Source organism: Streptomyces sp. SAS_281 (genome assembly GCF_052542855.1).
The window spans coordinates 1-25,813 of the sequence record NZ_JBMNDO010000114.1 but is presented as its reverse complement, the minus strand read 5'-3'; the positions used below and the strand labels follow the sequence as shown (position 1 = coordinate 25,813).

General features: G+C 71.5%; 21 protein-coding genes. 7 read left to right on the top strand and 14 right to left on the bottom strand.

Going from position 1 to position 25,813, the window contains the following annotated elements; all coding sequences use genetic code 11:
* Positions 1-96 precede the first annotated feature (96 nt).
* Positions 97-681 (top strand): TetR/AcrR family transcriptional regulator, encoded by a 585-nt coding sequence (locus ACN6LM_RS30850; RefSeq protein WP_445068710.1) that lies wholly within the window; start codon positions 97-99, stop codon positions 679-681.
* A gap of 336 nt (positions 682-1,017) precedes the next feature.
* Here the strand turns inward: ACN6LM_RS30850 and ACN6LM_RS30845 are convergent, their stop codons facing one another.
* From ACN6LM_RS30845 to ACN6LM_RS30830, 4 genes are read right to left on the bottom strand one after another with little or no spacing between them, the layout of a single operon-like run.
* Positions 1,018-2,376, bottom strand: coding sequence for a GH1 family beta-glucosidase (locus tag ACN6LM_RS30845; protein ID WP_445068708.1), 1,359 nt, complete (start codon positions 2,374-2,376; stop codon positions 1,018-1,020).
* Positions 2,377-2,396: 20 nt separating this feature from the next.
* Positions 2,397-3,305, bottom strand: a complete 909-nt coding sequence (locus tag ACN6LM_RS30840; RefSeq protein ID WP_445068707.1) for a carbohydrate ABC transporter permease — start codon at positions 3,303-3,305, stop codon at positions 2,397-2,399.
* The gene (locus ACN6LM_RS30835) at positions 3,298-4,308 is read right to left on the bottom strand and encodes a carbohydrate ABC transporter permease (protein WP_445068705.1); all 1,011 of its coding nucleotides are present in this window, start codon (positions 4,306-4,308) and stop codon (positions 3,298-3,300) included. Before ACN6LM_RS30835 ends, ACN6LM_RS30840 begins: the two co-directional genes overlap by 8 nt.
* A gap of 10 nt (positions 4,309-4,318) precedes the next feature.
* Complete coding sequence (locus ACN6LM_RS30830) at positions 4,319-5,632, bottom strand: ABC transporter substrate-binding protein (protein WP_445068703.1); 1,314 nt, start codon at positions 5,630-5,632, stop codon at positions 4,319-4,321.
* Between the two features lie 145 nt (positions 5,633-5,777).
* Here ACN6LM_RS30830 and ACN6LM_RS30825 point away from each other — a divergent pair, with 145 nt between their 5' ends.
* On the top strand, positions 5,778-7,136 hold the full coding sequence (locus ACN6LM_RS30825; RefSeq protein WP_445068701.1) for an ROK family transcriptional regulator: 1,359 nt from the start codon (positions 5,778-5,780) through the stop codon (positions 7,134-7,136).
* A gap of 30 nt (positions 7,137-7,166) precedes the next feature.
* Here the strand turns inward: ACN6LM_RS30825 and ACN6LM_RS30820 are convergent, their stop codons facing one another.
* Both ACN6LM_RS30820 and ACN6LM_RS30815 read right to left on the bottom strand, forming a co-directional pair.
* Positions 7,167-8,258: a LacI family DNA-binding transcriptional regulator gene (locus ACN6LM_RS30820; RefSeq protein ID WP_445068700.1), complete on the bottom strand. Its 1,092-nt coding sequence runs from the start codon at positions 8,256-8,258 to the stop codon at positions 7,167-7,169.
* Positions 8,259-8,266: 8 nt separating this feature from the next.
* Positions 8,267-10,807: a glycoside hydrolase family 3 C-terminal domain-containing protein gene (locus ACN6LM_RS30815; protein ID WP_445068698.1), complete on the bottom strand. Its 2,541-nt coding sequence runs from the start codon at positions 10,805-10,807 to the stop codon at positions 8,267-8,269.
* A 249-nt stretch (positions 10,808-11,056) separates the two neighbouring features.
* Between ACN6LM_RS30815 and ACN6LM_RS30810 the strand changes: the two genes are divergently transcribed.
* Positions 11,057-12,376, top strand: a complete 1,320-nt coding sequence (locus ACN6LM_RS30810) for a transglycosylase family protein (protein ID WP_445068696.1) — start codon at positions 11,057-11,059, stop codon at positions 12,374-12,376.
* Here the strand turns inward: ACN6LM_RS30810 and ACN6LM_RS30805 are convergent.
* Entirely contained in the window at positions 12,346-13,494 is a 1,149-nt protein-coding gene (locus ACN6LM_RS30805; RefSeq protein ID WP_445068694.1) for a DMT family transporter, read from the bottom strand. The two genes, ACN6LM_RS30810 and ACN6LM_RS30805, sit on opposite strands and share 31 nt — an antisense overlap.
* Before the next feature lie 251 nt (positions 13,495-13,745).
* Between ACN6LM_RS30805 and ACN6LM_RS30800 the strand changes: the two genes are divergently transcribed.
* A complete protein-coding gene (locus tag ACN6LM_RS30800) occupies positions 13,746-16,094 on the top strand; it encodes a GH92 family glycosyl hydrolase (RefSeq protein ID WP_445068693.1) in 2,349 nt (782 codons plus the stop codon).
* Positions 16,095-16,166: 72 nt separating this feature from the next.
* Here ACN6LM_RS30800 and ACN6LM_RS30795 read toward each other — a convergent pair whose 3' ends face one another.
* A complete protein-coding gene (locus ACN6LM_RS30795) occupies positions 16,167-16,499 on the bottom strand; it encodes an STAS domain-containing protein (protein ID WP_445068692.1) in 333 nt (110 codons plus the stop codon).
* 249 nt (positions 16,500-16,748) lie between these two features.
* A complete protein-coding gene (locus ACN6LM_RS30790) occupies positions 16,749-17,261 on the bottom strand; it encodes a MarR family winged helix-turn-helix transcriptional regulator (RefSeq protein WP_445068690.1) in 513 nt (170 codons plus the stop codon).
* Between the two features lie 80 nt (positions 17,262-17,341).
* Between ACN6LM_RS30790 and ACN6LM_RS30785 the strand changes: the two genes are divergently transcribed.
* On the top strand, positions 17,342-18,517 hold the full coding sequence (locus tag ACN6LM_RS30785; protein ID WP_445068688.1) for a PP2C family protein-serine/threonine phosphatase: 1,176 nt from the start codon (positions 17,342-17,344) through the stop codon (positions 18,515-18,517).
* A 30-nt stretch (positions 18,518-18,547) separates the two neighbouring features.
* Here the strand turns inward: ACN6LM_RS30785 and ACN6LM_RS30780 are convergent, their stop codons facing one another.
* From ACN6LM_RS30780 to ACN6LM_RS30760, 5 genes are all read right to left on the bottom strand, one after another.
* Positions 18,548-19,003 carry an ATP-binding protein gene (locus ACN6LM_RS30780; RefSeq protein ID WP_445068686.1) on the bottom strand — a complete coding sequence of 152 codons (456 nt, stop codon included), beginning with the start codon at positions 19,001-19,003 and terminating at the stop codon, positions 18,548-18,550.
* Between the two features lie 98 nt (positions 19,004-19,101).
* Positions 19,102-19,545 (bottom strand): response regulator, encoded by a 444-nt coding sequence (locus ACN6LM_RS30775; protein ID WP_445068685.1) that lies wholly within the window; start codon positions 19,543-19,545, stop codon positions 19,102-19,104.
* Positions 19,542-21,167: a sensor histidine kinase gene (locus tag ACN6LM_RS30770; protein ID WP_445068683.1), complete on the bottom strand. Its 1,626-nt coding sequence runs from the start codon at positions 21,165-21,167 to the stop codon at positions 19,542-19,544. The genes ACN6LM_RS30775 and ACN6LM_RS30770 overlap by 4 nt, the downstream gene beginning before the upstream one ends.
* The gene (locus ACN6LM_RS30765; protein WP_445068712.1) at positions 21,157-22,416 is read right to left on the bottom strand and encodes a PP2C family protein-serine/threonine phosphatase; all 1,260 of its coding nucleotides are present in this window, start codon (positions 22,414-22,416) and stop codon (positions 21,157-21,159) included. The genes ACN6LM_RS30770 and ACN6LM_RS30765 overlap by 11 nt, the downstream gene beginning before the upstream one ends.
* A 200-nt stretch (positions 22,417-22,616) precedes the next feature.
* Positions 22,617-23,519: an RNA polymerase sigma factor SigF gene (locus tag ACN6LM_RS30760; protein WP_445068681.1), complete on the bottom strand. Its 903-nt coding sequence runs from the start codon at positions 23,517-23,519 to the stop codon at positions 22,617-22,619.
* A gap of 206 nt (positions 23,520-23,725) precedes the next feature.
* Between ACN6LM_RS30760 and ACN6LM_RS30755 the strand changes: the two genes are divergently transcribed.
* Together ACN6LM_RS30755 and ACN6LM_RS30750 are read left to right on the top strand one after the other, a co-directional pair.
* Complete coding sequence (locus tag ACN6LM_RS30755; protein ID WP_445068679.1) at positions 23,726-25,210, top strand: SDR family NAD(P)-dependent oxidoreductase; 1,485 nt, start codon at positions 23,726-23,728, stop codon at positions 25,208-25,210.
* Between the two features lie 346 nt (positions 25,211-25,556).
* Positions 25,557-25,733: a hypothetical protein gene (locus ACN6LM_RS30750; RefSeq protein WP_365682748.1), complete on the top strand. Its 177-nt coding sequence runs from the start codon at positions 25,557-25,559 to the stop codon at positions 25,731-25,733.
* The last annotated feature ends 80 nt before the right edge of the window (positions 25,734-25,813 follow it).

Sequence of the window (25,813 nt, the reverse complement as noted above, 5' to 3'; positions counted from 1 at the left end):
GGTGGTCACGGCCACCCGTGACCACCGCGTGCTTCTGTGTATATTCGGCGAGGCGTAAAGCTAAGGGGTCTAGGAAACACGTCGGCAGGGGTGGACATGGTGCGCGCGGGGCTCACGACCGACCGGGTCGTGGCGGCTGCGGCCGATCTGGCGGACTCGGCCGGCTTCGACCAGGTCACCATCTCCGCACTGGCCCGGGGCTTCGGAGTCAAGGACGCGAGCCTCTACTCCCACGTCAGGAACCTGGGCGACCTGCGGACCCGCGTCGCACTCCTGGCGGCCGAGGAGTTCATCGACCGCATCGAGGCGGCGGTGGCGGGCCGGGCCGGGAAGGACGCGCTGTTCGCGTTCGCCGACGCCTACCGCACCTTCGCGCTGGAGTGCCCCGGCCGGTACGCCGCCACGCGCTACCGTGTCGACCCCGCGATCGTCGCCGAGGCACCCGCGTACCACCGCACCATCCGCACCACCTCCGCGATGCTGCGCGCGTACGGCCTGACCGACCCGGATCTCACCGACGCGGTACGGCTGTTGCGCAGCACCTTCCACGGCTTCACCGACCTGGAGGCCGAGGGCGGCTTCGAGGCCGCCCGACCGGTGCAGACCTCCTGGGAACACGCGGTCGAGGCGCTGCACTTCCTGCTGTCGAACTGGACCTCGGCGACCGGCGCGAAGGACTGACCTGTCCTCGGCCCCGTCCGGCCGACAGCTCCGCGTCCAGTCGCGCGAGCCGGCCGCGCAGCACGCCGAGCGCCTCGATGGACGTCCCGACACCGGCCAGGTGATCGCGGAGCGGCCGCGTCGGATCGGCACCCGCGTCGAGGCAGACGGCGACGGTGTCCAGCACCGGCCCCGGACCGCGGAGCGCCGGCACCCGGTACAGACGCGCGAGCCGGCCCCGGTGTACCCCCTGTGTCCTCCCACGGTGCGCCGGGAGGGGCTGAGCAGGCCGACGCGAAACCCCCGGCGGCGGCGGTGGTCCGTCGCGGCCGGGGGCGGTCCGGGTGGGCGGCCGGGTCAGGCGGCCTTGCGGGAGCGGGGAGCCGACGCCTCGCGGATCAGTTCCGCGTAGCGGCGGCCGCTGGTCTTGACCGTGCGGCGCTGCGTCGCGTAGTCGACGTGGACCAGGCCGAACCGCTTGTCGTAGCCGTACGCCCACTCGAAGTTGTCGAGGAGCGACCAGGCGAAGTAGCCGGCGAGCGGGGCGCCCTTGCGGACGGCGCGGGCACAGGCGGCGAGGTGTTCCTCCAGGTACTGGGCGCGCTCGGGGTCGTGCACGGACCCGTCGGGGAGTACGACGTCCTGGTAGGCCGCGCCGTTCTCCGTGACGTAGACGCGCTCGACGCCGTACTCCTCGGTCAGGCGCAGGAGCAGCTGCTCCAGGCCCTGGGCGTGCACCTCCCAGTCCATGTGGGTGTGGCGCGACCCGGGCAGGTACACCTGCTTCGCGTGCGGCACCGGGCCGGACGGGTCGGCGGTGACGACCTGGCGGAAGTAGTAGTTGACGCCCAGCCAGTCCAGCGGCGCGGAGATCAGCTCCATGTCGCCTTCCTGGACCGGGAGTTCGACTCCGTACAGGTCGACCATGTCCTGCGGGTAGCCGCGCCCGAGGATCGGGTCGAGCCACCAGCGGTTGGTGTGCCCGTCACCGCGAACCGCCGCCGCCCGGTCGGCCTCGCGGTCGGTGGCCGCTTCGACGGGGCTGAGATTGTTGACGATGCCGACCCGGGCGTCGGGGGAGATGCCGCGGATCGCCCGGACCGCGAGGCCGTGGCCCAGGTGCAGGTGGTAGGAGGCCCGGACGGCGGCGGTCAGGTCGGTGAGACCCGGTGCCATCGTGCCCTCCAGGTGGCCGATCCACGCGGAGCACAGGGGCTCGTTGAGGGTCGCCCAGTCCTTGACGCGGTCCCCGAGGCGTTCCACGACGACCGAGGCGTACGCGGCGAAGTGCTCCGCGGTCTCCCGTACGGTCCAGCCGCCCCGGTCCTGCAGGGCCTGCGGCAGGTCCCAGTGGTAGAGCGTGGCGAACGGGGTGATCCCGGCATCGAGGAGCCCGTCCACCAGCCGGTCGTAGAAGTCGAGGCCGGCCGCGTTGACCGGTCCGTCGCCGCCGGGCACGATGCGCGGCCAGGCGAGCGAGAAGCGGTACGCGTTCGCCCCCACCTCCTTGATCAGGCCGATGTCCTCCGGGACCCGGTGGTAGTGGTCGCAGGCCACGTCGCCGGTGTCGCCGCCGGCCACCTTGCCGGGGGTGTGCGAGAAGGTGTCCCAGATGGAGGGGGCGCGGCCGTCCTCGGCCACGGCCCCCTCGATCTGGTACGCGGCGGTGGCGACGCCCCAGGTGAAGCCGGCCGGCAGGGCGCTGAGGTCGTTCACGGACTTCCTTTCCGGAGCGGTCACTTGACGGCTCCCGCGGTCAGGCCGGCCACCAGGTAACGCTGGAGGAGCAGGAAGCCGGCGACGATCGGCACGCTGACGACGAGCGAGGCGGCCATGACCTGGTTCCAGTACACGTCGTTCTGGGTGGCGTAGCCCTGGAGGCCGACGGCCAGGGTGCGGGTGGTGTCGTTGGTCATGACGGAGGCGAAGAGGACCTCGCCCCACGCGGTCATGAACGCGTAGACGGCGACGGCCACGATGCCCGGCACGGCGGCCGGCACCACGACCCGGAACAGGGCCCGGATCGGCCCGCAGCCGTCGACGAGCGCGGCCTCGTCCAGGTCCCGGGGGATCGAGTCGAAGTAGCCGATGAGCATCCAGATGGAGAACGGCAGCGAGAACGTCAGATACGTGAGGATCAGACCGCCGCGCGAGCCGTACAGGGCGACGCCCGTGCTGTTGCCGATGTTGACGAAGATCAGGAACAGCGGCAGCAGGAAGAGGATGCCCGGGAACATCTGGGTGGAGAGCACCGTCACGGTGAAGACGCGCTTGCCGCGGAACTTGTAGCGGCTCACCGCATACGCCGAGAACACCGCGATGATCACGGAGAGGACCGTCGCCGCGCCCGCCACGATCAGCGAGTTCACGAAGTACCGGGCGAGCGGGACGGTGTCCCAGATGTCGAAGTAGGGCTTCACGGTCAGCCCCGACGGGATCCAGTGGAACTTCCCCGACACGTCCTGGAGCGGCTTGAGCGAGCTGCTGACCATCACATAGACGGGCAGCAGGACGAAGCCGGTCAGGAAGGTCAGGATGATCCGGCGGACCCAGAGGAAGGACTGCGGCGCGGCCATGGGTGAACGGGGACGCGAGCGCCCTGTCGTCTTCGCCGGCAGCGCGGACGGCTGGGCATGGCTAGGCATCGGCACCCTTCCTTCCGCGTGAGGTGATGAACAGGTAGACGGCGGTCACGACCAGCAGGAACAGCAGCAGGAGCACGGACATCGCGGAGCCGGTGCCGAAGTTCCAGGTGACGAACGAGGACTGGTAGATGTGGATCGAGATCAGGTCCGCGTTCTCGGGGGCGGCCTTTCCGAACAGCACGTACGGGGTGTTGAAGTCGTTGAACGTCCACAGGAAGAGGACGAGCACCAGGACCTGGTTGACCGGGCGCAGCGAAGGCAGTGTGATCTTGCGGATCTGCTGCCAGATGCCGGCGCCGTCGATCGAGGCGGCCTCGTACAGCTCGCGCGGGATGTTCTGGAGCCCGGCCATCACGATCAGGAAGGCGAAGGGCCAGCCCTTCCAGACCGAGACGATGATCAGCGCGTAGATGCTGTTGTCGCCGATCAGCCAGAACGACGGCTGGTCGGTGAGTCCGAGCTGGTCGTGGAGCACGTGGTTGACCAGGCCGTTGTCGCGCTGGAACATGAAGGCCCAGGTGATCACGGCCGCGTAGACCGGCAAGGCGTACGGGACGAGGAAGACCGCCCGCAGGAATCCCCGGCCGCGGAAGTTCTCCTGCAGCATGATCGCCGCCGCGACCCCGAACAGCCACGCCAGGCCGACGGCGAAGAACGTGAAGACGCAGGTGACGAAGAACGAGTGGAGCAGTGCCTCGCCGATCGGGGCGTTGACGTCGACGGCGATCTTGTAGTTGTCGAAGCCACTCCAGGGCGCCCCGCCCCAGTTGTTGATGTAGAACTGCGTGAACTGGCGGAAGCTCATCACGATCCCGATGATCATCGGAATCACATGGACGAGGAGTTCGAGCAGGACGGCCGGCAGGAGCAGGAGATAGGGCAGTCCGCCCTGGCGGATCCGGTCGGGGATGCGCGGCAGTCTCCTGCGCGCACCCCCACTGCCCCGGCTCGTCACCCTGTCCGACTTTTCCGTCAGGCTGTCGGTGGTCACGGTGGCGGTCATGAAGGGTGCCTTACTGCTGCATCGTCTGCTGGGCCTTTTCCAGGCGCGCCTTGACGGATTCGGTGGTCACGGGACGGCCGGCGGCAGCGTCGGCCCACAGCTCCTTGACCGCGGTGCCGACGGCGGTCTCGAACTGCGACTCGTTGGGCACCTGCGGCAGCGGGGCCGCGCTCTTCGCCAGCGTGTCGCGCAGGACCGCGAGGTCGGGCGCCGAGAACGCCTCGTCCGCCTGGGCGGCCTTGACCGGCGGGATCGAGCCGTAGGTCTTGTTGAGCAGCTTCTGCTCGGCGTCGCTCGTCATGAACTTCACGAACTTCTTGGCGCCGTCGAGGTTCTTGGTGTTCTTGAACACCGCCATGTTGATGCCGGCGACCATGGAGTTGACGTTCTTGCCCTGGCCGGGGGTGCCGGCGGCGACGGGGACGGGAGCCGCGCCCCAGTCCTCGGGCTTCATGCCCTGCGAGGCGAAGGTGGAGGCGGCGGCCTGCCACAGCACCATCGCGGTCTTGCCCTTGGCGAAGTCCGTCAGGGACTGGTTCTGGGCGTACTCCGCGTTGCCCGGGGCGATGATCTTGTCCTTGGCCATGAAGTCGATGTACTGCTTCACGGCCGCTACCGCGCCGTCCGAGGTGAAGGTCGGCTTGCCGTCGGCGTCGAAGAAGTCGGCGCCGTGCTGCTGACCCAGGACGAAGGTCTGGTGGATGTTGTTGGAGAGGTTGGAGCCCTCGGCGCCCAGCCCCCACTTGCCGTTCTTGGAGAGCTTCTTGCCGTCCGCGACCAGTTCGTCCCAGGTGGCCGGGGGCTTCTCGATGCCGGCCTCGGCGAAGCTCTTCTTGTTGTAGTAGAGGGCGTACGCCAGTGAGTACAGCGGGACCGCGGCGGGGTCCTTGCCCTCCGCGCCGGCCGAGGCGACCGCCGAGTCGACGAACCGGTCACGGCCGCCGATCGCGTCGAAGTTCTCCTTGCTCCAGGGGAGCAGCGCGCCGGTCGCCTGGAGCGAGGCCGACCAGGTGTTTCCGATGTTCAGGACGTCCGGGCCCTGGCCGGACGTGGTGGCGGCGAGGATCCGGTTGAGCAGGTCGGCCCACGGGACGACCTCCAGCTTGACCTTGATGCCGGTCTGCTTCTCGAACTTCTTCAGCTCGGGAGCCAGGATCTTCTTGTCGGCCTCGATGCTGGCGCCCTGGTTGGAGGCCCAGTACGTGAGGGTCTTCGGCGAATCGTTGCTGCCGCCGCCCGAGGACGTACCGCCTCCGCAGCCGGTGACACCGGCGGCTATGGAGATCGCGAGGGTGGCGGCTGCCGCGGCTCTGATGGTGCGCATGCGGGATGGCCCCTTTCCGGGGAGGAAGGCCGTGTTCGGGACCCGAACGACCTTCAGGACTTAATTTATGACGTGATTTAAGAGGTGAGCGAAGGTCGCGTCAAGTCCCGGGGTCGCGGTATGTTTCCGCCAGGGAAGGAGCCACATGGCTGAGCGCAACAGACGGACCGTGCGTGACCTGCGACGCGGCAACCGGTCGCGGGTATTGCAACGGTTGTATTTCGACGGCCCGCTGAGCCGCCAGGAGCTCGGCCCCGCCACCGGGCTGAGTTCGGGTTCCATCAGCAACGTCGTCACGGAGCTCTCCGCGGAGAACCTGCTGGAGGAGGCCGGTGTCGTCGACTCCGACGGCGGCCGCCCCCGCACCCTGCTGCGCGTCGCCCCCGGCGGCGGCCTCCTCATCGGCATCGACATCGGCGAGACCCGGATCAGGGTGGAGCTCTTCGACCTCTCCCTGACCGAACTCGCCCGCACCGAGCGGCTGCTCGCCCAGCACGGCTACGACGTGGACCGCATCGTCGGCCATGTCCGCAGTGGCGTCGCCGACGTGCTGCGGGACGCCGGCGCCGACCCGCACCGGCTGCTCGGCATCGGGATCGGCGTCCCCGGCATCATCGAGCGCCACGCGCCGGACGGCGTCGTCGGCGACGTGGGCTCCGTGGTCCACGGCCAGACCATCGACTGGAGCGCCGTCCCCTTCGAGCGGCTGCTCCGGGACGCCGTGCGGGTGCCGCCCGAGGTCCCGTTCTTCATCGACAACGGCGCCAAGACGCTCGGCCAGGCCGAGATGTGGTTCGGCGGCGGGCGGGGCGCGGGAGCGTCGGCGATCGCCCTGATCGGTTCCGGCGTCGGCGCCTGCGTCAACCACGGCGACCTCCTGGACGAGGACCGCGGCAGCCAGGCCCTGGAGTGGGGCCACAGCACCGTGCAACTGCGCGGCCGGCGGTGCCGCTGCGGCTCGATCGGCTGCCTGGAGGCGTACGCGGGGGCCGAGGCGATGCGTGAACGCTGGCACGAGGCGGGCGGCCCGCTGCCCGCCGACGCCGACGACGAGACCGCGCTCGCCGCGCTCCTCGCCGCCGCCTACCCGCCGCCCGGAGCGGAACCCGACCCGGTGGCGGTGGCGCTGCTGGACGAGACGGCCGAGTGCCTGGGTGCCGCGCTGGGCGACCTCATCAACCTCTTCCTGCCCGAGCGCATCCTGCTCGGCGGCTGGGCGGGCCTCCTCATCGGCCCGCACCTGCTGCCCGACATCCGGCGGTACGCCCAGGAGTACGCGCTGAAGCACGCCGCGGCCCGGACCACCATCGAGATGGGCCGCCTCGGCCCGGACGCGGTCACGGTCGGCGCGGCCACCCTGCCCCTGGCCGACTTCCTGGCCCGCGGCGGCAGCCGCCCCTCACCCCCGCCCCGGACCCGCGCCACGGCACCGGCGCTCCGGACCCCGGCGGACGCCGTGCGCGGCAGGGAACGGCCCAGGACGGAGCAGGGGGCGGCGGGGTGAGCGGGGCTTCCGCGGGGTTCCGGACAGGCCCTACGCCGAGTCCCGGACCACCAGTGACGGTTCGAAGACCACGGACGTCGCGGCGCCCTCCGGCTTGCCCAGCCGCTCGATCAGCAGCCGGGCCATCTCGGCGGCCATCGCCTCCACCGGCTGGCGGACCGTGGTGAGCGGCGGACGGCAGGCCAGGGCCGCGCTGCTGTCGTCGAAGCCGATCACCGCGACGTCCTCCGGGATCCGCTTGCCGCGCTCCCGCAGGACGTGGCAGGCGCCCGTGGCCATCAGGTCGTTGGCCGCGAACACCCCGTCCAGGTCCGGGTGTTCGCTCAGGAGCCGCTCCATCGCGGTCTCGCCGCTCTCCTGCGTGAACCGCCCCTCGGCGATCGCGATGTAGGGGTGTCCGTGCTGCGCCATCGCGTCCCGGAAGCCGGCCAGCCGCTCCTGCACGGCGGGTACGTCGAGCGGTCCGGTGATGGTCGCGATCCGGCGGCAGCCCCGGGCCAGCAGATGCTCGGCCGCCAGCCGCGCGCCGTCCTGATGGGCGACGTCGACATAGCTGATCCGGGCCGCCCGCGCCGGGCGCGCGTACAGCACGGCGGGCAGCCCCGCGTCCGTGAGCATGCCCGGCAGCGGGTCCTCCGCGTGCGTCGAGACGACCAGCGCGCCGTCGGCGCTGCCCTGGCGCAGGAACGCCACCACGTCCTCCCGTGCCCGTGACGTCTCGGCGAACATCAGGACCGGATGCATCCCGCGCGGTCGCAGATAGTTGACGACACCGGTCACCACCCGCCCGAAGAACGGGTCGGCGAAGACCTGCCCGGTGAACGAGGCCCCCTCGCCGCCGCCCGCCTCGTCCGACGGCGTGTCCTCCTCCGCCTCCGGCTCGACGCCCGCGCCGGACACCACCAGCGCGATGGCGTCGGTGCGCCGGGTCACCAGTGAGCGCGCCGCGCGGTTGGGCGCGTAGCCGGTGGAGGCGACCGCCCGGCGCACCGCCTCCTGGATCACCGGGTCGACATTCCGTACGCCGTTGATCACCCGGGAGACGGTGGCGCGGGAAACGCCGGCCGCCCTCGCCACGTCCTCAAGGGTGGGTGTTCCGGCCGGTCGCAGATCATCCGTCATGAGCGCATTTATAGCATCAGCGGAGAGCGCTCTCCATCGTGCTCCGAACCGTTACCGGATCCTTTCCCGGCCGAGTCCGCACCCGGCCGCGCCACGACCTCCGCGGTCAGCGGCAGATCGCCCGCGGAACGGCCCCCGAGCAGCGTGAACGCACCGGCCTCCGTCTCCCACCCACGCCCTCCGGGCGACCAGTGGGCCAGGGCCCGCCCGCCCACCCGGACCACCGCGTCCGCGCTCTCCCCGGGCTCCGCCTCGACCGCCGCGTAGCCGACGAGCTTGCGCACCGGCCGCTCCACGGCGGACCCGCCGCGTGTCAGGTAGACCTGCACCACCTCCCGCCCGCGCCGCCGTCCCGTGTTCCGCACCCGCACCCGCACGTCGAACGGCTCGCCGGCCCGTACCGCCGCCGGGGCCGTCAGCTCCTCGTACGCCCAGCCGGTGTAACCGAGTCCGTGGCCGAACCAGTACGCCGGAACGGCCCCCGACCGCAGCCAGGCCCGGTGACCGATGTGCGGGCCCTCCGCGTAGTGCAGCCGCCCGTCCGCACCGGGTGCGGTCCCGAGCACCGGTACGTCGTCCTGGGCGGCGGCCCAGGTGGTCGGCAGCCGGCCGCCGGGTTCGGCGCGCCCGAACAGCACGTCGGCCAGCCCGTTCCCGGCCTCCTGGCCCGGGAACCAGGCGAGCAGCAGCGCGGGCACCCGGGTGTGCCAGGGCAGGGCGACCGGGCCACCGGCGTTGACCATCACGACGGTGCGCGGGTTGGCCCGCAGAACCGCCCGCACCAGCGCGTCCTGACCCTCCGGCAGATCCAGGCTCTCGCGGTCGTGGCCCTCGGACTCGCTCTGCTCCGTCGTGCCCACGACCACCACCGCCACGTCGGCCGCGCGTGCGGCGGCGACCGCTGCGGCGCGCGCGACGTCCGCATCGCCGGCGGGCGGGGCGGCGGCGAGGACCGTGGCGACCCCCGTGCCCGGGGCGAGCGAGCGGAGCGCGACCACCTCCACCTCCCGGCCCGCCGTCAGTTCCACGCGGGCCGTGTGCAGCGGCGGGGCGACGTGCACCCGGGTCGGGTCGTCGCTGTCCAGCGGGAAGGTGCCGGACAGCACCTCCCGGCCGTCGACGGAGAGCGCGATGTCGCCCCAGCCGCCCACCGCCCAGGTCCACACGCCGCTCTCGGCGGGCCGGAACAGGGCCCGGATCTCCACCGCGACCGCGTCCCCGGCCGGGACCGACGGCTCCACGATCCGGCCGGACAGCCGGTGCTCCGCGTGGAGTTCGGCGCCCCGCGCGTCGAGCAGCCGCACCAGCACCCCGGGCTCACCGCCGCGCGGATCGCGGGCCCGGTCGCGCCCGAGTGGTTCCGGCCGTTCCGATGCCGGGAGCCCGGGCCGGTAGGTCACCGCCGCGACCCCGTCCAGCTCCCGCTCGATCCCGGCCAGCGGGGTCACCACGTGCTCCGGGAAGACCTCGGCGCTGCCGCCGCCCTGAATGCGTACGGCGGTGGCGTGCGGGCCGATGACCGCGACGGACCGGAGCGCCGCGGGATCGAGCGGCAGCAGCCCGCCCTCGTTGCGGAGGAGCACCGCACCGGCTGAGACGGCGCGGCGCAGCAGGGCGCGCGCGGCGCCCGGAGCCACCGGGAGGCGGTCGGCCGGGCGGCCGGGCCCGGTCGTCCCGTGTGCCGGGCGGTCCGGTCCGAGCGCGCCCACCCGGCGGGCCAGGCGCAGCAGCCTGCGTACCTTGTCATCCACGGCACCGGCGGGGACCAGGCCCTCTTCGAGCGCCGCGAGCAGACCGGCCGCCCAGGGGCCGTCCGGGCCCGGCATCGCCAGGTCCTGGCCGGAGCGGGCGGCGTCGAGGAGCGTGCGCACGCCGCCCCAGTCGGAGACCACGAGACCGTCGAAGCCCCACGCGTCCTTGAGGGGGCGCTCCAGGAGCGGCGAGGCGGACATGGTGACGCCGTCGACCTTGTTGTAGGCGGACATGACGGCCCAGACCCCGGCCGTGACCGCCTCCTCGAACGGGGCGAGGTACACCTCGTGCAGGGTGCGCTCGTCCATGCGGACATCGACGGTCAGCCGGTCCGTCTCAGCGTCGTTGCCGACGAAGTGTTTCGCGGTGGCGGCCACTCCGCCCGACTGGATGCCACGGATGAGCGCCGCGCCGGTGCGGCCGGTGAGCAGCGGGTCCTCGGAGAAGCACTCGAAGTGCCGGCCGCCCAGCGGGGAGCGGTGCAGGTTGAGGGTGGGGGCCAGCAGCACGTCGACGCCCTTGCGTCTCGCTTCGGAGGCGAGCAGCGCGCCGAGGTCCGTCAGCAGCCGTTCGTCCCAGGAGGCGGCGAGCGCGGTGGGGGAGGGGAGCACGAGCGAGGTCTCGCGTTCGTCCCAGGTCTCGCCCCGGACGCCGGCCGGTCCGTCGGAGAGGGTGAGCGCGCGCAGTCCGGCGGCCGGTTCGGCGTGCGTGCGCCAGGTGCTGGCACCGGTTAGCAGACGAACCCTCTGTGCCGCGTCCAGCTTGTCGAGCAGCGGTTCGGTCTCTTCGTCCGTCATGCGGCCATGCTCCTTCGTGCGTGCACCACGCTCCCACGACTGTCGGAGAGCGCTCTCCCGGCTATCGCGCCCAGCGTCCCGGTCGCCGCCGACCGTGTCAATGGGGGCCCGGTGCGGGCGGCCGGACCCCAGGGGGTCGCGTCCAGGACGGGCGGTGGCCGAAACGTACCGTGGTCTTGTCATCACCCGCTGTTTGCACATAAGTTGACCGCTTGCGACGTGTCCTACAGCCAGTGGGGGAGCCAAGTCATGGCCGCGAACGGACGGCACCGCAGATACCAGCCGAGCCGCATCAACCGGGCTTCGCTCACCGTCACGGCAGGAGGGGCCGGTCTCGCCCTCCCACTCCTGACGGCCGCTTCGGCGGGTGCCGCGTCGACGGACGTCTGGGAGAAGGTCGCCGCCTGCGAGTCCACCGGCAACTGGCACATCAACAGTGGCAACGGCTACTTCGGCGGACTCCAGTTCACCCGCTCCACCTGGGCGGCGTACGGCGGCACGGTGTACGCGGCGCGCGCCGACCTCGCGACCCGGGACCAGCAGATCGCCATCGCGGAGAAGGTCCTGGAGGGTCAGGGACCCGGTGCCTGGCCGGTCTGCTCCGGAAAGGCGGGCCTGGCCCGGGGCGGCACCGCGCCGGACGTCAGCCCGCAGAGCGAGCGCACGGCGAGCGTCCCGACCCCGAAGAAGCCGGTCAGCGCCTCGGCGCCGTCCCACCGCACGCAGACCAAGCGGACCACGTCCGCGGCCACGCCGACCACCGTGCCGGGCAAGCGCGAGTCGTACACCGTGACGCCCGGCGACTCGCTCTCCGGGATCGCGTCCGACCAGCACCTCCAGGGCGGCTGGCAGCGGCTCTACGCGGCGAACCGCACGGTTGTCGGCGAGGACCCGGACCTCATCTTCCCCGGCCAGCGCCTGACCCTGACCGGAACACCCGGGACGGCCACGAAGCCGACGCCGAGGACAGCGACCAGGGCCGAACCGAAGCCGGCGCCGAGGACGGCGACCAGGGCCGAACCGAAGGCCCCGCCCAGGACCGCACCCGAGGCGAAGACGAGGACGGCGCCGCGACCCGCCCCGAAGCCCGAGCCGCAGCGGAAGCAGCAGACCAAGCCGCAGCCGAAGAAGACCCAGACGCACAGGACGGAGCAGGCGCAGAAGCACAGCGGGCTCACCGCCCCTGTCACGGCCCGCACCGGCACCCCGTACCACCAGGCCGGTTCCTGGTCCAGCGGCTACCACACGGGCGTCGACTTCCCCGTCCCCACCGGCACGTCCGTGAAGGCGATGGCGGCCGGCACCGTCGTGTCGGCGGGCTGGGCGGGGCCGTACGGCTACCAGGTCGTGATCCGGCACGGCGACGGCAAGTACAGCCAGTACGCGCACCTGTCCTCGCTGCTCGTGCGCGGCGGTCAGCACGTCGGCGGCGGCCAGCGGATCGCCCGCTCCGGCGCCACCGGCAACGTCACAGGGCCGCACCTGCACTTCGAGGTCCGTACCGGCCCCGACTACGGCTCCGACATCGACCCGCTGGCCTACCTCAGGGCGGGCGGCGTCAGGGTCTGAACGCGCCCGTCACCGGCCTCGCCGCCGGCCCGGCGCCCGGCGCCCGGGGGAGGGCCGAACTCGACCCGGCCGGCCAGGCCCTCCAGCGGCATCCGCACGGGAAGCGCCCGCGGAGGGGTCCGCGGACCCGCCGCCCCGGGGCCGGCCACGGCGACCGGAACCGGCTGCTCCGTGCGAGACAGGATGCCCGTCGAGGCCGGCGGCCCGGCGGGCGCGGCGAAATCCGCGGGCTCGGCCGTGTCTCCGGCGCCCACGGTTGCCACTGCCTTTGAGGCCGACCGCTCCGCGCTCATCCGTTCCGTGGTCAGCATGATCAGCCCGCCGGCCGCGACGGCTCCGCACGCCAGGGCCAGCACCGTGCCCGCGACCCCGTGCCGGAACTGCTCGCCGAACAGCGTGATGCCCACCGCCGCGGCCACCACCGGATTCACCACGGTCACCGTGGCCAGCGGGGCCGTCAGCCCCGCGCCCCGGTAGGCCGCCTGGGACAGCAGCAGACCGGCGCCCGCCAGCGCCGCGATCACCAGCAGGGGCAGCAGCCCGGACTTCACGGCGCCCGCTGTCCACTCCATGGCCACGGTCTTCGTGTACACCGACGCGATGCCGAACGCGACGCCCGCCGCCCCGGCCAGCGCCACGCTCCGCGTCACCGGCCGGCGCATCGCCCGGGAGAGGAGGACCAGGGCGGCCACCGCACCGAAGGTCACCACGGCCAGCATCAGCTGCTGCGGGGCCCCCAGCCCGTGCGCCTCGGAGCTGCCGGTCAGCGCGAGCAGCCCGGCCAGGCCCACCGTCGCCATGACCGCGCCGCGCCAGGCGGTGGCACCGGCCCTGCGGCGTACGAACAGCGCGGCCATCGGCAGCGCGAAGACGATCGTGAGCGCTCCCAGCGGCTGCACGAGGCTCAGCGGGCCGTACGCCAGCGCCACGACGTGCAGCACGGCTCCCAGCCCGTTGAGGACGACGGCCGCCCACCAGACCCGGTTGCGCAGCGGTGCGAAGGATCGGCCGTCGGAGGCGGTGGCCACGCGCTCCTGGACGATCGCCCCGGCCGCGTAGGCGACCGCGGAGACCAGTGACAGGAGCACGGACAGCGCAAGGGAGCTCATGTACACCACGATCCCCTTTTGCAGCCGCCACGTCGTCGTCCCTGAGGCGGCGATCCAGCGTACTGCTCTGGTAGTACGGCAGTGGTCCGGGTGTCCTCCTCCCGACGGTAGTCCTCCCCGCGGCGGACGTCAGAAGGATCTTGCGGAGTGGCCGCCTTCACGGGGCCGACGCACGAGGTGTCCGTCCGACCTCTTGACGCGGCCACGGCGGAATCCAAGAATGATCGCACTCTGACAACGTTGTCCTAAGGAGTCTCCCCATGCATCGGACCCTACGACCGGGACTGCGCGGCCCGGCGGCCGTACTCGCCGCCGCCGCGCTCCTGGGCGGTGTCCTCCTCCCCGGGGCCACGGCCGAGGCCGCCCCCCGGAGCGACGGCCGGCTGACCGATCTGGTCAATCCGTTCATCGGCACCCAGAACGAGGGCAACACCTACCCCGGCGCCTCCGTGCCCTTCGGCATGGTGCAGCTCTCGCCGGACACCGGCCACAACACCGGTTACGACTACGGCGAGAACCACATCCGCGGCTTCTCCTCCGTCCACCTCTCCGGCGTGGGCTGCGGCCTCGGCGGCGACCTGCCGACGCTGCCCACCACAGGCGACGTCACCGAGACCGACTACGCGAAGTACGCGGCGGAGTTCAGCCACGACGACGAGAAGGCGAGCCCCGGCTACTACAGGGTCGGGCTGAAGAACGGCATCGAGGCCGAGCTGAGCGCCACGCGGCGCACCGGCGTCCAGCGCTACACCTTCCCGGCCACCGACAAGGCCAACGTCCTGCTCAACGCGGGCCAGTCGCTGCACCGGACGCTCGCCTCCGACGTGGAGATCCTGGACAACCGCACCGTCCGGACGGCCATCACCGGCAGCGGCTTCTGCCAGGACACCAAGCCGTACACGGTCTACACGATCACCCGCTTCGACCGCCCCTTCACCGCCTCCGGCACCTGGAAGGGCGACGCCGTCACCGGGGCGAAGAAGTCCGAGGCGACCGATGCCCGCAACGGCGCCTGGCTGCGGTTCGACACCACCGAGGACCGCACCGTCGAGGCCACCACGGCCCTCAGCTACGTCGATGCCAGGGGCGCCGCGCTCAACCTCCGCGCCGAGGGCGGCCACACCTTCGACCACGTCCTGCGCGCCGCCGAACGCACCTGGGAGGACCGCCTGGAAGGCGTCAGGGCCCAGGGTGGCAGCGACGAACTGCGCCGGACCTTCTACTCCTCCCTCTACCGGTCCTTCCTCGCGCCCAACGTGGGCAGCGACGTCGACGGCCGCTACACCGGCTGGGACCAGAAGAAGCACAAGGCCAAAGGTTTCACGTACTACCAGAACTGGTCCCTCTGGGACACCTACCGCACCCAGGCCCAGCTGCTCTCGCTGCTCGCCCCGCGCGAATCCCGTGACATGGCCATATCCGTCCTGCGCATCGACGCGGAGAGCGGCTGGCTGCCCAAGTGGGGCTACGGCACGGTCGAGACCAACATCATGACCGGCGACCCGGTCACGCCCTTCCTCACCAACGCCTACCAGCAGGGACTTCTGAAGGGGTACGAGGAGGAGGCGTACCGCGCGCTGAAGAAGAACGCGGACGGCGTGCCGCCCACCGACTCCGCGCCCGTGGGCCGCGAGGCCAACGCCCAGTACCTGAAGGACGGCTTCGCCCCGTACATCAAGGGCAGGCCGCACGCGAAGCCCGGTGACTCCGACTTCGACCACGGCGCCTCCGCGACCCTGGAGTACGCCCTCGCCGACGGCATGCTCGCCGAGATGGCCCGCGACCTCGGCCACCAGGCCGACGCGGCACGCTACGAGGCCCGCGCCCAGAACTACCGGAAGATCTTCGACCCCTCCACCGGCTTCTTCCGTGCCCGCGACGCCTCCGGTGCCTTCACCGGCCCGGCCGACCCGGCGCAGAGCGAGGGCTTCCACGAGGGCACGTCCTGGCAGTACCAGTGGATGGTGCCGCAGGACATCCCCGGCATGGTCGGCCTCATCGGCGGGAAGGACTCCGCCAACCAGCGGCTCGACTCGTTCTTCGCGTACGACAAGCTCCTCGCCGACCCGGCGAAGACCGCCCGCGAGGTGTGGGTGAACGGCCCGTACGCGTACTACAACGCCGACAAGTACAACCCGCAGAACGAGCCCGACCTCATCGCCCCGTACACCTACCTCTCCACCGGCCAGCCGTGGAAGACGACCGACGTGGTCCACGCGGCCCTGACGCTCTTCACCAACGGCCCGACCGGCATGACCGGCAACGACGACCTCGGCACGATGTCCGCCTGGATGGTGCTCTCCTCCATCGGCGTCTTCCCGGTCCAGCCGGGCACCGACACCTGGGGCCTGTCCACGCCCGCGTTCGAGCGCGTCGACATCAAGCTCGACCGGCGCTACTACCCGCACGGCGCACTGACCGTCAGCGCCCCCGGCACCTCGGACGCCGACCGCTACATCCAGTCCGCCAGGCTGGACGGCGCGCAGCAGTCGCGCACGTACCTGACCACGGACGACATCCGCTCGGCCCGCTCGCTCTCCTTCAGGGTGGGCGACGAGCCGTCGGCGTGGGGTACCTCGCCCGAGGACGCCCCGCCCGCCCTGAACTGACCGGGCGGCCGCACGGCCGAGCGCCCTTCTCCCCGTCGGCGGGGAGAAGGGCGCTCGGTGTTTGCCTCTTCGCTACGCGGGAAGCGGCGGGTCGATCGCCTCGGCGACGCTCGGGAAGACCGGGACCGCGCTGTCGAGACCCAGAACGGAGATCAGCCGTTCCATGAAGACCGAGGGTGCGGCGAGCCGCAGCCGGGGACCGAGGGCCGTCTGTCCCTGCAGCAGCACGTTCACCGTCGTGGAGTCGGCGAAACTCACGTCCGAGAGGTCGATGACGACCGGCCCGGCACCCTCCCGCGACGCGTTCTCCAGCGCGGTGCCCAGGGGCGCCACGTTGTCGATGTCGAGGTCACCGGTCACCGAGAGCACCAGCGCCCCACGTTCGTGCCGTGGGACGATCTGCATGGCTCGGCCGGCGCTGGGCGGTGGAAGCACGTTCACCTCGTGTTGCACTGGGCGGCGGGGGTAACGCCGCGATCGGACGGGCAGTTCGATTCTGCTCCGTCCCTGCTCGCGGCGGGAATGCTCAACGATAAAATTAACAGTTGCCATTTGACAACATTCTTCGTGGGGCAACAATCTGTACCGAACGATCAACGTGAGCGCCCGTCCGAGCGGCGCCTTCGGAACGCGGAAGCAGGGGCGTGCATGAAGCTAGGCGCTGTCCGGGACATCGTCGCGAAGCCGGGCGGCGGTACTCCGCGCACCGGTGAGCCGCTGCGATGCCGCCGAGCGGAAGGCGGTCAGCCCCACGGCCAGAGCGGTCACCTCGGAGGGCTGCATCCGCTCCAGCACGGCGGTCAGCTCCCGCGTGCGGATCGCCCGGTACTCCTCCAGCAGCTCCCGGCCCCGAAGGGTCAGCCTGAGTTCCACCTCCCGGCGGCTCGTCGGGCTCGGGTCCCGCTGGACCAGCCCCATGGCCTCCATCCGGTCGCACAGCCGGCTCACCGACGGCGCCCGCGAACCGAGCGCCTCCCCGAGCGAGCGGAGATTGCTCCCCTCCTGCTGCTCGATGACGAGGAGCGCGCGAAGCTGGGAGGGGGAGACCGCACCCCGGGCCGCGGCCTCCTGGCCGCGCCCCCACAACACCTCCAGAAGCTCGGACGCGGCACAGACGTCCTCGGACACCTGTTCAGGGCGATGAGGGAGGCCGGTACGGTGGGGCATTCTTCCACTCTGTCACCCGTAGCGTGCTCCTGTCAGCCTCGCTCCGCTCCCACCACCCACCGAAGAATGGGCGAAGCAGCGTGAATGCCCCCACGCACATCGAACGAGCGCTCCGCGCGGCGCCGCCGTATGCCCTGGTGGAGACGGTGCGCGAGGTTCTCGCGAAGTCGTACGGCGCCCTCTCGGTGCAGCTGCTCCTCGCGGATTACGGGATGACCGTGCTCAACCCGGTCGACGCCGGCGACGGTCCCGGCCAGCCGCTCTCCCTGAACAACAGCCCCCAGGGCCGCGCCTTCGGCAGCCAGCGGCCGCACCAGGGCCGCACCGGCCCCGACGACGCGGCCGATCACCACTTCCCGGTCACCGTCCGGGGCGAACGCCTCGGCATCCTCACCGTCCGGCTGCCCTCCGCGCGCGTCACCCCGCAGATCACGGACGACCTCACCCATGTGGCGGACCTCCTCGGCCACGAGATCGTCGTCGCCGAACGGGACACCGACCACTACCAGCGGGCCCGGCGCACCACGCGCCTCACCCTCGCCGCCGAGATGCAGTGGCAGCTTCTTCCGGCCAGGTCGTTCGCCGCCGCCGAGTACGCCATAGGCGCCCAGCTCGAACCCGCCTACGCCATCCACGGCGACAACTTCGACTGGGCGGCGGAGGGCGACCAGCTCAGCGTCGCGGTGACCAACGGCATGGGGGAGGGCATCCGTGCCTCCCTCCTCACCAACCTCGCCGTCAACGCGCTGCGCAACGCCAGAAGGGCCGGCATCGGCATCGCGGACCAGGCGGCCCTGGCCGACCAGGCCATCTACGAGCAGCACCGCGGCGCCGCCCACGTCTCCACCCTGCTGCTCCGCTTCGACCTGCCCACGGGATCGGTCGAGGCGGTGGACGCGGGCTCCCCGCAGCTGTGGCGCCTGCGCGGCCGCACGGTCACCCGGGTCGCGCTGGACGCCCAGCTCCCGCTGGGGATGTTCGAGGAGTCGCAGTACGCCGTCCAGCACCTCCAGGCGCGCCCCGGCGACCGGCTGCTGCTCGTCAGCGACGGGGTCTACGACGCGGTGTCCCCGCTCGGCGAGATGTTCGCGGAACGCGGCCTGCCCAGGGCGGTCCTCGCCACCCGGCTGCTGCCGGCGGCTGCCGTCCCCGGCGCGGTCCTGCGTGAACTGGCGGAACACCGGGCGTCGGACACACTGGACGACGCCCTGGTCATGTGCATCGACTGGTTCGGCCGGCCCGGCGCCAGGGACTGATCCCCGGCCGGCCCCGCGCCCCCGGCCGGCTCAGCTGCTCAGCGTGAACTCGGCCCGGATCCGCTTGCCGACCGGCACCCGCTCGGCCGTGACGCGGTCGCACAGGGCCACCACGATCTCCATGCCGTGGCCGCCCAGGCGGCTCGGGTCGGGGGCGTAGAAGACGGGCAGCGCGCTGCTGCTGTCGTACACCGTGATGCTGATCCGCTCCGCGGTGCCTTCCAGCTCCAGCAGATACGGGCCGTGGCTGTAGCGCTCGGCGTTGGTGACCAGCTCGCTGACGGCCAGCATCAGGTCGTTACGGGTGTGCGTGCCGAGCACGGCCATCCACTCGGACACCAGCCTGCTGAGAAAGCGGTCGGCCAGTGCCCGCGCCTGGGAAATGCACCCCGGCTCGCCGTCGAACACTTCGGCGCTGTGCAATGCCTCCGTGGGCGGACAGCTCCTGGGGGAGTCGTCCGCCGGGGAGATCGCCTGTTCGTTCATGTGCTCCAGCCAGGGCGCAGCGGGGAGGTCGCAGACCTCTTTCTTGTGATCGTGTACCCGCCTCGGGAGATCCCACTCCCCTGCGTCGTCAGCGAATACTACGCGCGGCCGGGAAGCCGCACCACGGTGACGAAGAAGTCGTCGATCTGCCGGACGGCCGCGATGAACTGGTCCAGGTCGACCGGCTTGGTGACATAGGCGTTGGCGTGCAGTTTGTAGCTGCGCAGGATGTCCTCCTCGGCGGAGGAGGTGGTGAGCACGACGACGGGGATCAGCGCGAGCTCCGGGTCCTGCTTGATCCGCTCCAGCACCTGGCGGCCGTCGTACTTCGGCAGGTTCAGGTCGAGCAGGATCAGATCCGGCCGCGGCGCCTCGGTGTGCGCGCCGCGGCGGTAGAGGAAGTCGAGCGCCTCCTCGCCGTCGCGGACCACGTGCAGCGTGTTGCGGATCTTGTTGTCCTCGAACGCCTCACGGGTCATCAGCTCGTCGCCCGGGTCGTCCTCGACCAGCAGGACCTCGATGGGCTCTACGGGGGTGTTCACGTGGTCTCTCCGGAGGTCTCGGCGGGCAGGGCGGTGTCGTCCGGCTCCGCGGCCGCGGGGTCGGGGTCGGCGGGCAGCGAGAAGTGGACCCGCGCCCCCTCACGGGAATCGGGATCGAGCCAGATCCGGCCCCCGTGGAACTCGATGATCTTGCGGCACAGGGCGAGGCCGATGCCGGTCCCGTCGTACTCGTCACGGCCGTGCAGACGCTGGAAGATGACGAAGACCTTCTCCGCGAACTCCGGCGCGATCCCGATCCCGTTGTCGGCGACCGTGAAGTGCCAGTCGTCCCCCTCCCGCTCGCACCCGACCGTGATCACGCACGGCTCGTCGGGGCGGCGGAACTTCACGGCGTTCCCGATCAGGTTCTGCCAGATCATCGCGAGCGTCGTGGGGTCGCCGGTGACCGACGGAAGCGGGTTCTCGCGGACGACCGTGGTCCCCGACTCCTCGATCACCAGCGCCAGGTTGGTGAGCGCCCGGTCCAGTGACCGGTCGAGCTCCACGGGCGTCCAGCTGTCGTGGACCCGTCCGACCCGGGAGAAGGTCAGAAGATCGTTGATGAGCACCTGCATGCGCTTGGCGCCGTCGACCGCGAAGTCGATGTACTGCTTGCCGCGGCCGTCCAGCTCGTTCCCGTACCGCTTGTCCAGCAGCTGGCAGAACGAGGCGACCTTGCGCAGCGGCTCCTGGAGGTCGTGCGAGGCCACGTACGCGAACTGCTCCAGCTCCGAGTTGGACCTCCGTAGCTCCACGGTCTGCTGCGCCAGCACGTCCTCCCGCTCCTGTACGGCGTCGAGCTCGGCCACCAGCCTGCCCCGCATGTCCTCGACCGCGGCGGCCACCGCCCGGACGTCGGCGGGCCCGCGCACCTCGATCCGCTGCCGGCGGAAGCTGCTGGAGCGGACCCGCCGGGACGCCTCGGCGAGCGCGCTCAGGGGCCGTCCCACGGTGCGCTGGAGCAGCACGCTGAGGGCGATCACACAGAGCGCGAAGACGATCAGCAGGGCGGCGAGGACCCGGTCCCGGGTGTGGCGGGCGTCGTCCAGTTGGTCCCGGACCCGGTCCCGGGCGGCGTCGAGATGCGCCTGTTGGGTGCCGTACAGCTGCCGCAGCTCGTCGAAGGCCGCCTTGCTCTCGGCGGTCCTGGCGGAGGAGCGCGCCTGGGGGCCGTCGTGCCGGACAGCGGCGATCAGCGGTTCGGCGTGCATCCGGCGCCACTCCGCGGCGGCGGCGGCGATCCGGTCCAGGTCGCGGTTGTAGGGCTGGCCGTCGCCCATCGCGGAGCGCACCCGGGCCAGCCCGTCCGTCTCCTCCTTCTTGCCGGAGGCGAACGGCTCCAGGAACGAGGCGTCACCGGTCAGCGCGAAGCCCCGTACCCCCGTCTCCTGGTTCAGCAGCGCGTTCTGTAGCTGGAAGGAGGCGGAGCGGGCCGGCTGGATGCGGTCGACCAGCTCGGTGGTCCGGTCCGAGATGCTGGCCAGGACCAGGCCGCCCGCCACCACGCAGCCGCAGACGACCAGGACGAAGGCGGCCAGGATCAGGTGGACCCAGTTCTGTACGGACAGCCGCGACCACCTGCCGGCCGGCTGTACAGCGGTGTCCGGTATCTCACTGCTCATGTGGGGTGTTTCTCCAGCCGAGGTGCAGGACGGCGACGTCGTCGGCGAGGCCCCCGTGGGGGGCCGCCGCCTCAGTGGCGCCCGCGACCAATGCGTCGATGAACGGGCGGGCGGCGAGCGGGGCCATGTCCCGGGCCATCCCGAGCAGTCCCTCCTCGCCCAGCCTGCTGTGGGGTCCGGTGCGCCCCTCGAAGAGGCCGTCGGTGAACAGGACGAGGGCGGCGCCGGGCGCGAGTTCCAGGTCGGTGACCGGCCACTGGCCGTGGCCCGGCAGCAGCCCGAGCGCCATCCCGCCCTCGGGCTCCACCCAGTCGACCTCCGTGCCGTGCCGGAGCAGCAGCCCGGGGTGGCCGGCCCGGATGACGCGGACGCGGTCGCCGCCGGGCGGAAAGGCCAGCGAGGTGACGGTCGCGAAGACATGGGGGTCGGAGCGCTCGGCGACCAGGATGGACTCCAGGAGCCCGAGCTGTTCCAGTGGGTCGGTGCCGCACAGGACGGCGGTGCGCCAGGCGACCCGCAGGCACACCCCGAGCGCCGCCTCCGCCGCGCCGTGCCCCGACACGTCACCGATGACCGCCCACACCGTGCCGTCCGACGTCTGGACCACGTCGTAGAAGTCACCGCTGAGCAGCCCGTGCGCCCGGCCCGGCTCGTAGCGGGCGACGGCCTGGAAGCTGTCGTCGTTCAGCAGGGGGACGGGCAGCAGGCCGCGTTCAAGGCGCGCGTTCTCCTGCGCCATCAGCTGGTTGGCGCGCAGTGCCGAGGCGGCCCGTTCCACCTGCTTGCGCTGGAGGGCGTAACGGATCGCGCGGGCGAGGGTCTGCGGGTCGAGCAGGCCCTTCATCAGGTAGTCCTGCGCGCCCGTCGCCACCGCGGCGAGCCCCGCGTCGGCCTCGGCCAGGCCGGTGAGCACCACGATCGCCGCGTCGGGGGACGTCTCGACGATCTGGGTGACGGCCCGCAGACCGTGCACGTCGGGCAGATGCAGGTCGAGGAGAACGCAGACGGGAGCCTGGTGCGACCGCAGGAAGGCCAACGCCTCGGACAGGGTCTTGCACCACGTCAGGGTCGGGTCCAGCTCACCGTCGGCGAGCATCTCCTCGACGAGCAGGGCGTCGCCGGCGTCGTCCTCGACCAGCAGGATGGTGCCGCTGACGTCCCACACGGAGTCGCGGTTCTCCGCCTCGGACGCCGCCTGGACCGGGAAGGCCCCTGGGACGGAAGGTCGGGCCGGGGCGCCCACGCGCATCTCAGCCACGTTTTCACTCTCTCCTTGCACCGAGCGGGCCGCCCGCCGGTGATGCGCAGCATATGTGAACGACGCCCGGCGATTTGCCGCCGGGCGTCGTTCACATCGTCTTCGGCCACACTCCGCCGGTGTGTGACCGATTCGAGAGGGTGGTTCGGCCCGGGTCCGGTTACGCTCGCGCGCGCCCGGGGCCGCGAGGCTCAGGCCTCCACGGACATCCCCGCCCGCAGCCGCTTGACGATACGGGCGAGCAGCCGGGACACGTGCATCTGCGAGACCCCGAGCTCCGCGCCGATCTGGGCCTGCGTCATCTCCTCGCCGAACCGCATCTGGACGATCCGGCGCTCGCGCTCGTCCAGCTGCTCCAGCAGGGGCGCCAGCGTGTGCAGGTTCTCGACGGTCTCCATGCCGGGGTCGGCCTCGCCGATCACATCGGCCAGCGACCGCTGCTCGTTGCCGGAGTCCGTCTCGGCGCTGGGGGTGTCGAGCGATCCCGCCGAGTACCCGTTGGCCGCGACCAGGCCCTCGATGATCTCCTCCTCGGACAGGTCGAGGTGGGCGGCAAGCTCGGCGACCGTCGGATCGCGGTCCAGCCGCGCCGACAGCGCCTCCTTCGCCTTCGCGAGATCGACCCGCAGCTCCTGGAGCCGGCGCGGCACGTGCACCGCCCAGGTGGTGTCCCGGAAGAAGCGCTTGATCTCGCCGACGATATAGGGGACGGCGAATGTGGCGAACTCCACCTCGCGCGACAGGTCGAAGCGGTCGATGGCCTTGATCAGACCGATGGTGCCCACCTGGATGATGTCCTCGGTGTCGTCACCGCCGCGGTTGCGGAACCGCGAGGCGGCGTACCGCACCAGCGAGAGATTCATCTCGATGAGGGTGTTGCGTGCGTACTGGTACTCGTGCGTGCCCTCCTCCAGCGTCTGCAGCTGGTCGAGGAACATCTTCGAGAGGGCCCGGGCGTCCTTGGGGGCGACCTTCCCGGTGTCCTCGATCCACGGCAGCTCCGCGGTGCCCGCACCGAGCGGTGCGCCGTCCTGCCGGGAGAGCGTGCACGCGTCGCCGAGGATTCCGTCGGTCTGCTCCGTCGTGGTCGCCATGATGTGTGGCCCCTCCTTGTCGCCAAGTGCTTCGCACACCGCTTGCCCCGGATCCGTGAGGCCATGCGTGTCCGGCACAAAACTTTTTCGCGCCTCTTCCGACCGGCCCCGCTCTCACCCGATCGGAGCAGCTCGCGGATCATGGCAAACTTGACCGAGCCCCACGCCCCCGGTGAGGCCGGCGGCACGAGCACAGAGGAACGGCGATGACGGTGACAGAGGACGGCCCCGAGATCGTGGCCGCGACCGAGACATTCGGTCCCGGTATCGACCCCGAGCGGCTCGCCGTCTGCCTGAGCGTGCTGGACGAACTCGACACCATCGAGTTCGACCACCCGGACGCCGTCGCGGTACGCCGGGCCACGGCCGGGGTCTACCGGACCGTGAAGCAGCGCCGCCGCCAGGAGCGCCGGGCCGCCAAGACCGCGCACGACAAGGCGGTGACCGAGGCCACCGCCACCGGCTCCGCCGAGCGCATCGACGACGAGACCCAGGGGGTCCTGCCGTCGTCGTCCGCCAGGACCGAGATCGCCGGCATCCTCCAGCGGCCCCGGTCCTGCTACGTGTGCAAGACGCGGTACGTCGAGGTCGACGCGTTCTACCACCAGCTCTGCCAGGACTGCGCCCGGGAGAACCGGGCCCGCCGCGACGCGCGCACCGACCTGACGGGCCGCCGGGCGCTGCTCACCGGCGGCCGCGCCAAGATCGGCATGTACATCGCGCTGCGGCTGCTCCGCGACGGGGCGCACACCACGATCACCACGCGCTTCCCCAACGACGCGATCCGCCGCTTCAAGGCGATGGAGGACAGCGACGAGTGGATCCACCGCCTGAAGATCGTCGGCATCGATCTGCGCGACCCGGCCCAGGTCGTCGCCCTCGCCGACTCGGTGGCCGCGGAGGGCCCGCTCGACATCCTGATCAACAACGCGGCGCAGACGGTACGCCGCTCCCAGCAGGCGTACAGCGAACTGCTGGCCGCCGAGTCCGCCCCGATGCCCGCCGGTGAGCTGCCCGCGGCCGAGGTCATCGGCACCTTCGGCAGTGGCAGCGTCGACCGGGTCGCCGCGCTGCCCGCCGCACGCAAGGAGCTGCTGACCGCGCAGGAGGTCACGGACCTGGCCCTGGTCAGCGGTTCGGCCTCGCCGGCCCGGATCGCCGCCGGCACCGCGATCGACGCGGGCGGTCTCGTCCCGGACCTGCACGACACCAACAGCTGGATCCAGACAGTCGACGAGGTCGAGCCGATCGAGCTGCTGGAAGTCCAGCTCTGCAACTCCACCGCGCCGTTCATCCTGATCAGCCGGCTCCGCCCGGCCATGGCGGCGACCGCGGCCAAGCACTCCTACGTGGTCAACGTCTCCGCGATGGAGGGCGTGTTCGGACGCGGCTACAAGGGCGCGGGGCACCCGCATACCAACATGGCCAAGGCCGCGCTGAACATGCTGACCCGCACCAGCGCCCAGGAGATGTTCGAGAAGGACGGCATCCTGATGACCGCCGTCGACACTGGCTGGATCACCGACGAGCGTCCGCACCCGGACAAGATGCGGCTGGCGGAGGAGGGCTTCCACGCCCCGCTCGACCTGGTCGACGGCGCCGCCCGGGTCTACGACCCCATCGTGCGCGGCGAGGCCGGCGAGGCGCTGTACGGATGCTTCCTGAAGGACTACGCCCCCGCCAACTGGTAGGGGAGCGGGGGCGGTCGCCCCGGAGTGCGGAGGCCCGGCAGGGATGATTTCCTGGCCGGGTCTTTTCCGTACGCGGTGGCTGAAAGTGACCCATGGCACACGATCCATCGAGCGCAGAAGCGCTCATTTGGTTACTCTGATGTGAACGGACGTCATCGAGGAGTCCACGAACCTTCCTCGACCGTCCTGGGACAGGCTTGTCAACCAAGTCGCCGTCCCGCCCCCGTACCCGGCGCCACCGCGACCGAACTGTTCCTGCCCCTGCCCCGCATGGGCGGCTGATTCCCGGCAATGAGAACCGGAGCGTCGGCGACGCCCGGGGCTACGCGACACGAAGGAGTGCGCGGTGACCACACCGGAATTGACGAAGCAAGAGGAGCGGCCTGCCGAACGGCACGGAAAGCCGGGACGCGGCAGCGACAAGCTCCAGAACATCGAGGTCTGGGCCAGGTCCGCGCCGATCCGCCTGGCCGGCTACGAGGACGACCTCGCCGAGCCGCACATCCTGCCCGGCATCGACTGATTCCTCGGACACGCGCTGTGGGCTCGGACGCGGCTGAGCGTGCCGCTCGCGGGCACAGCACAACGGCGCCACCGTGTTCA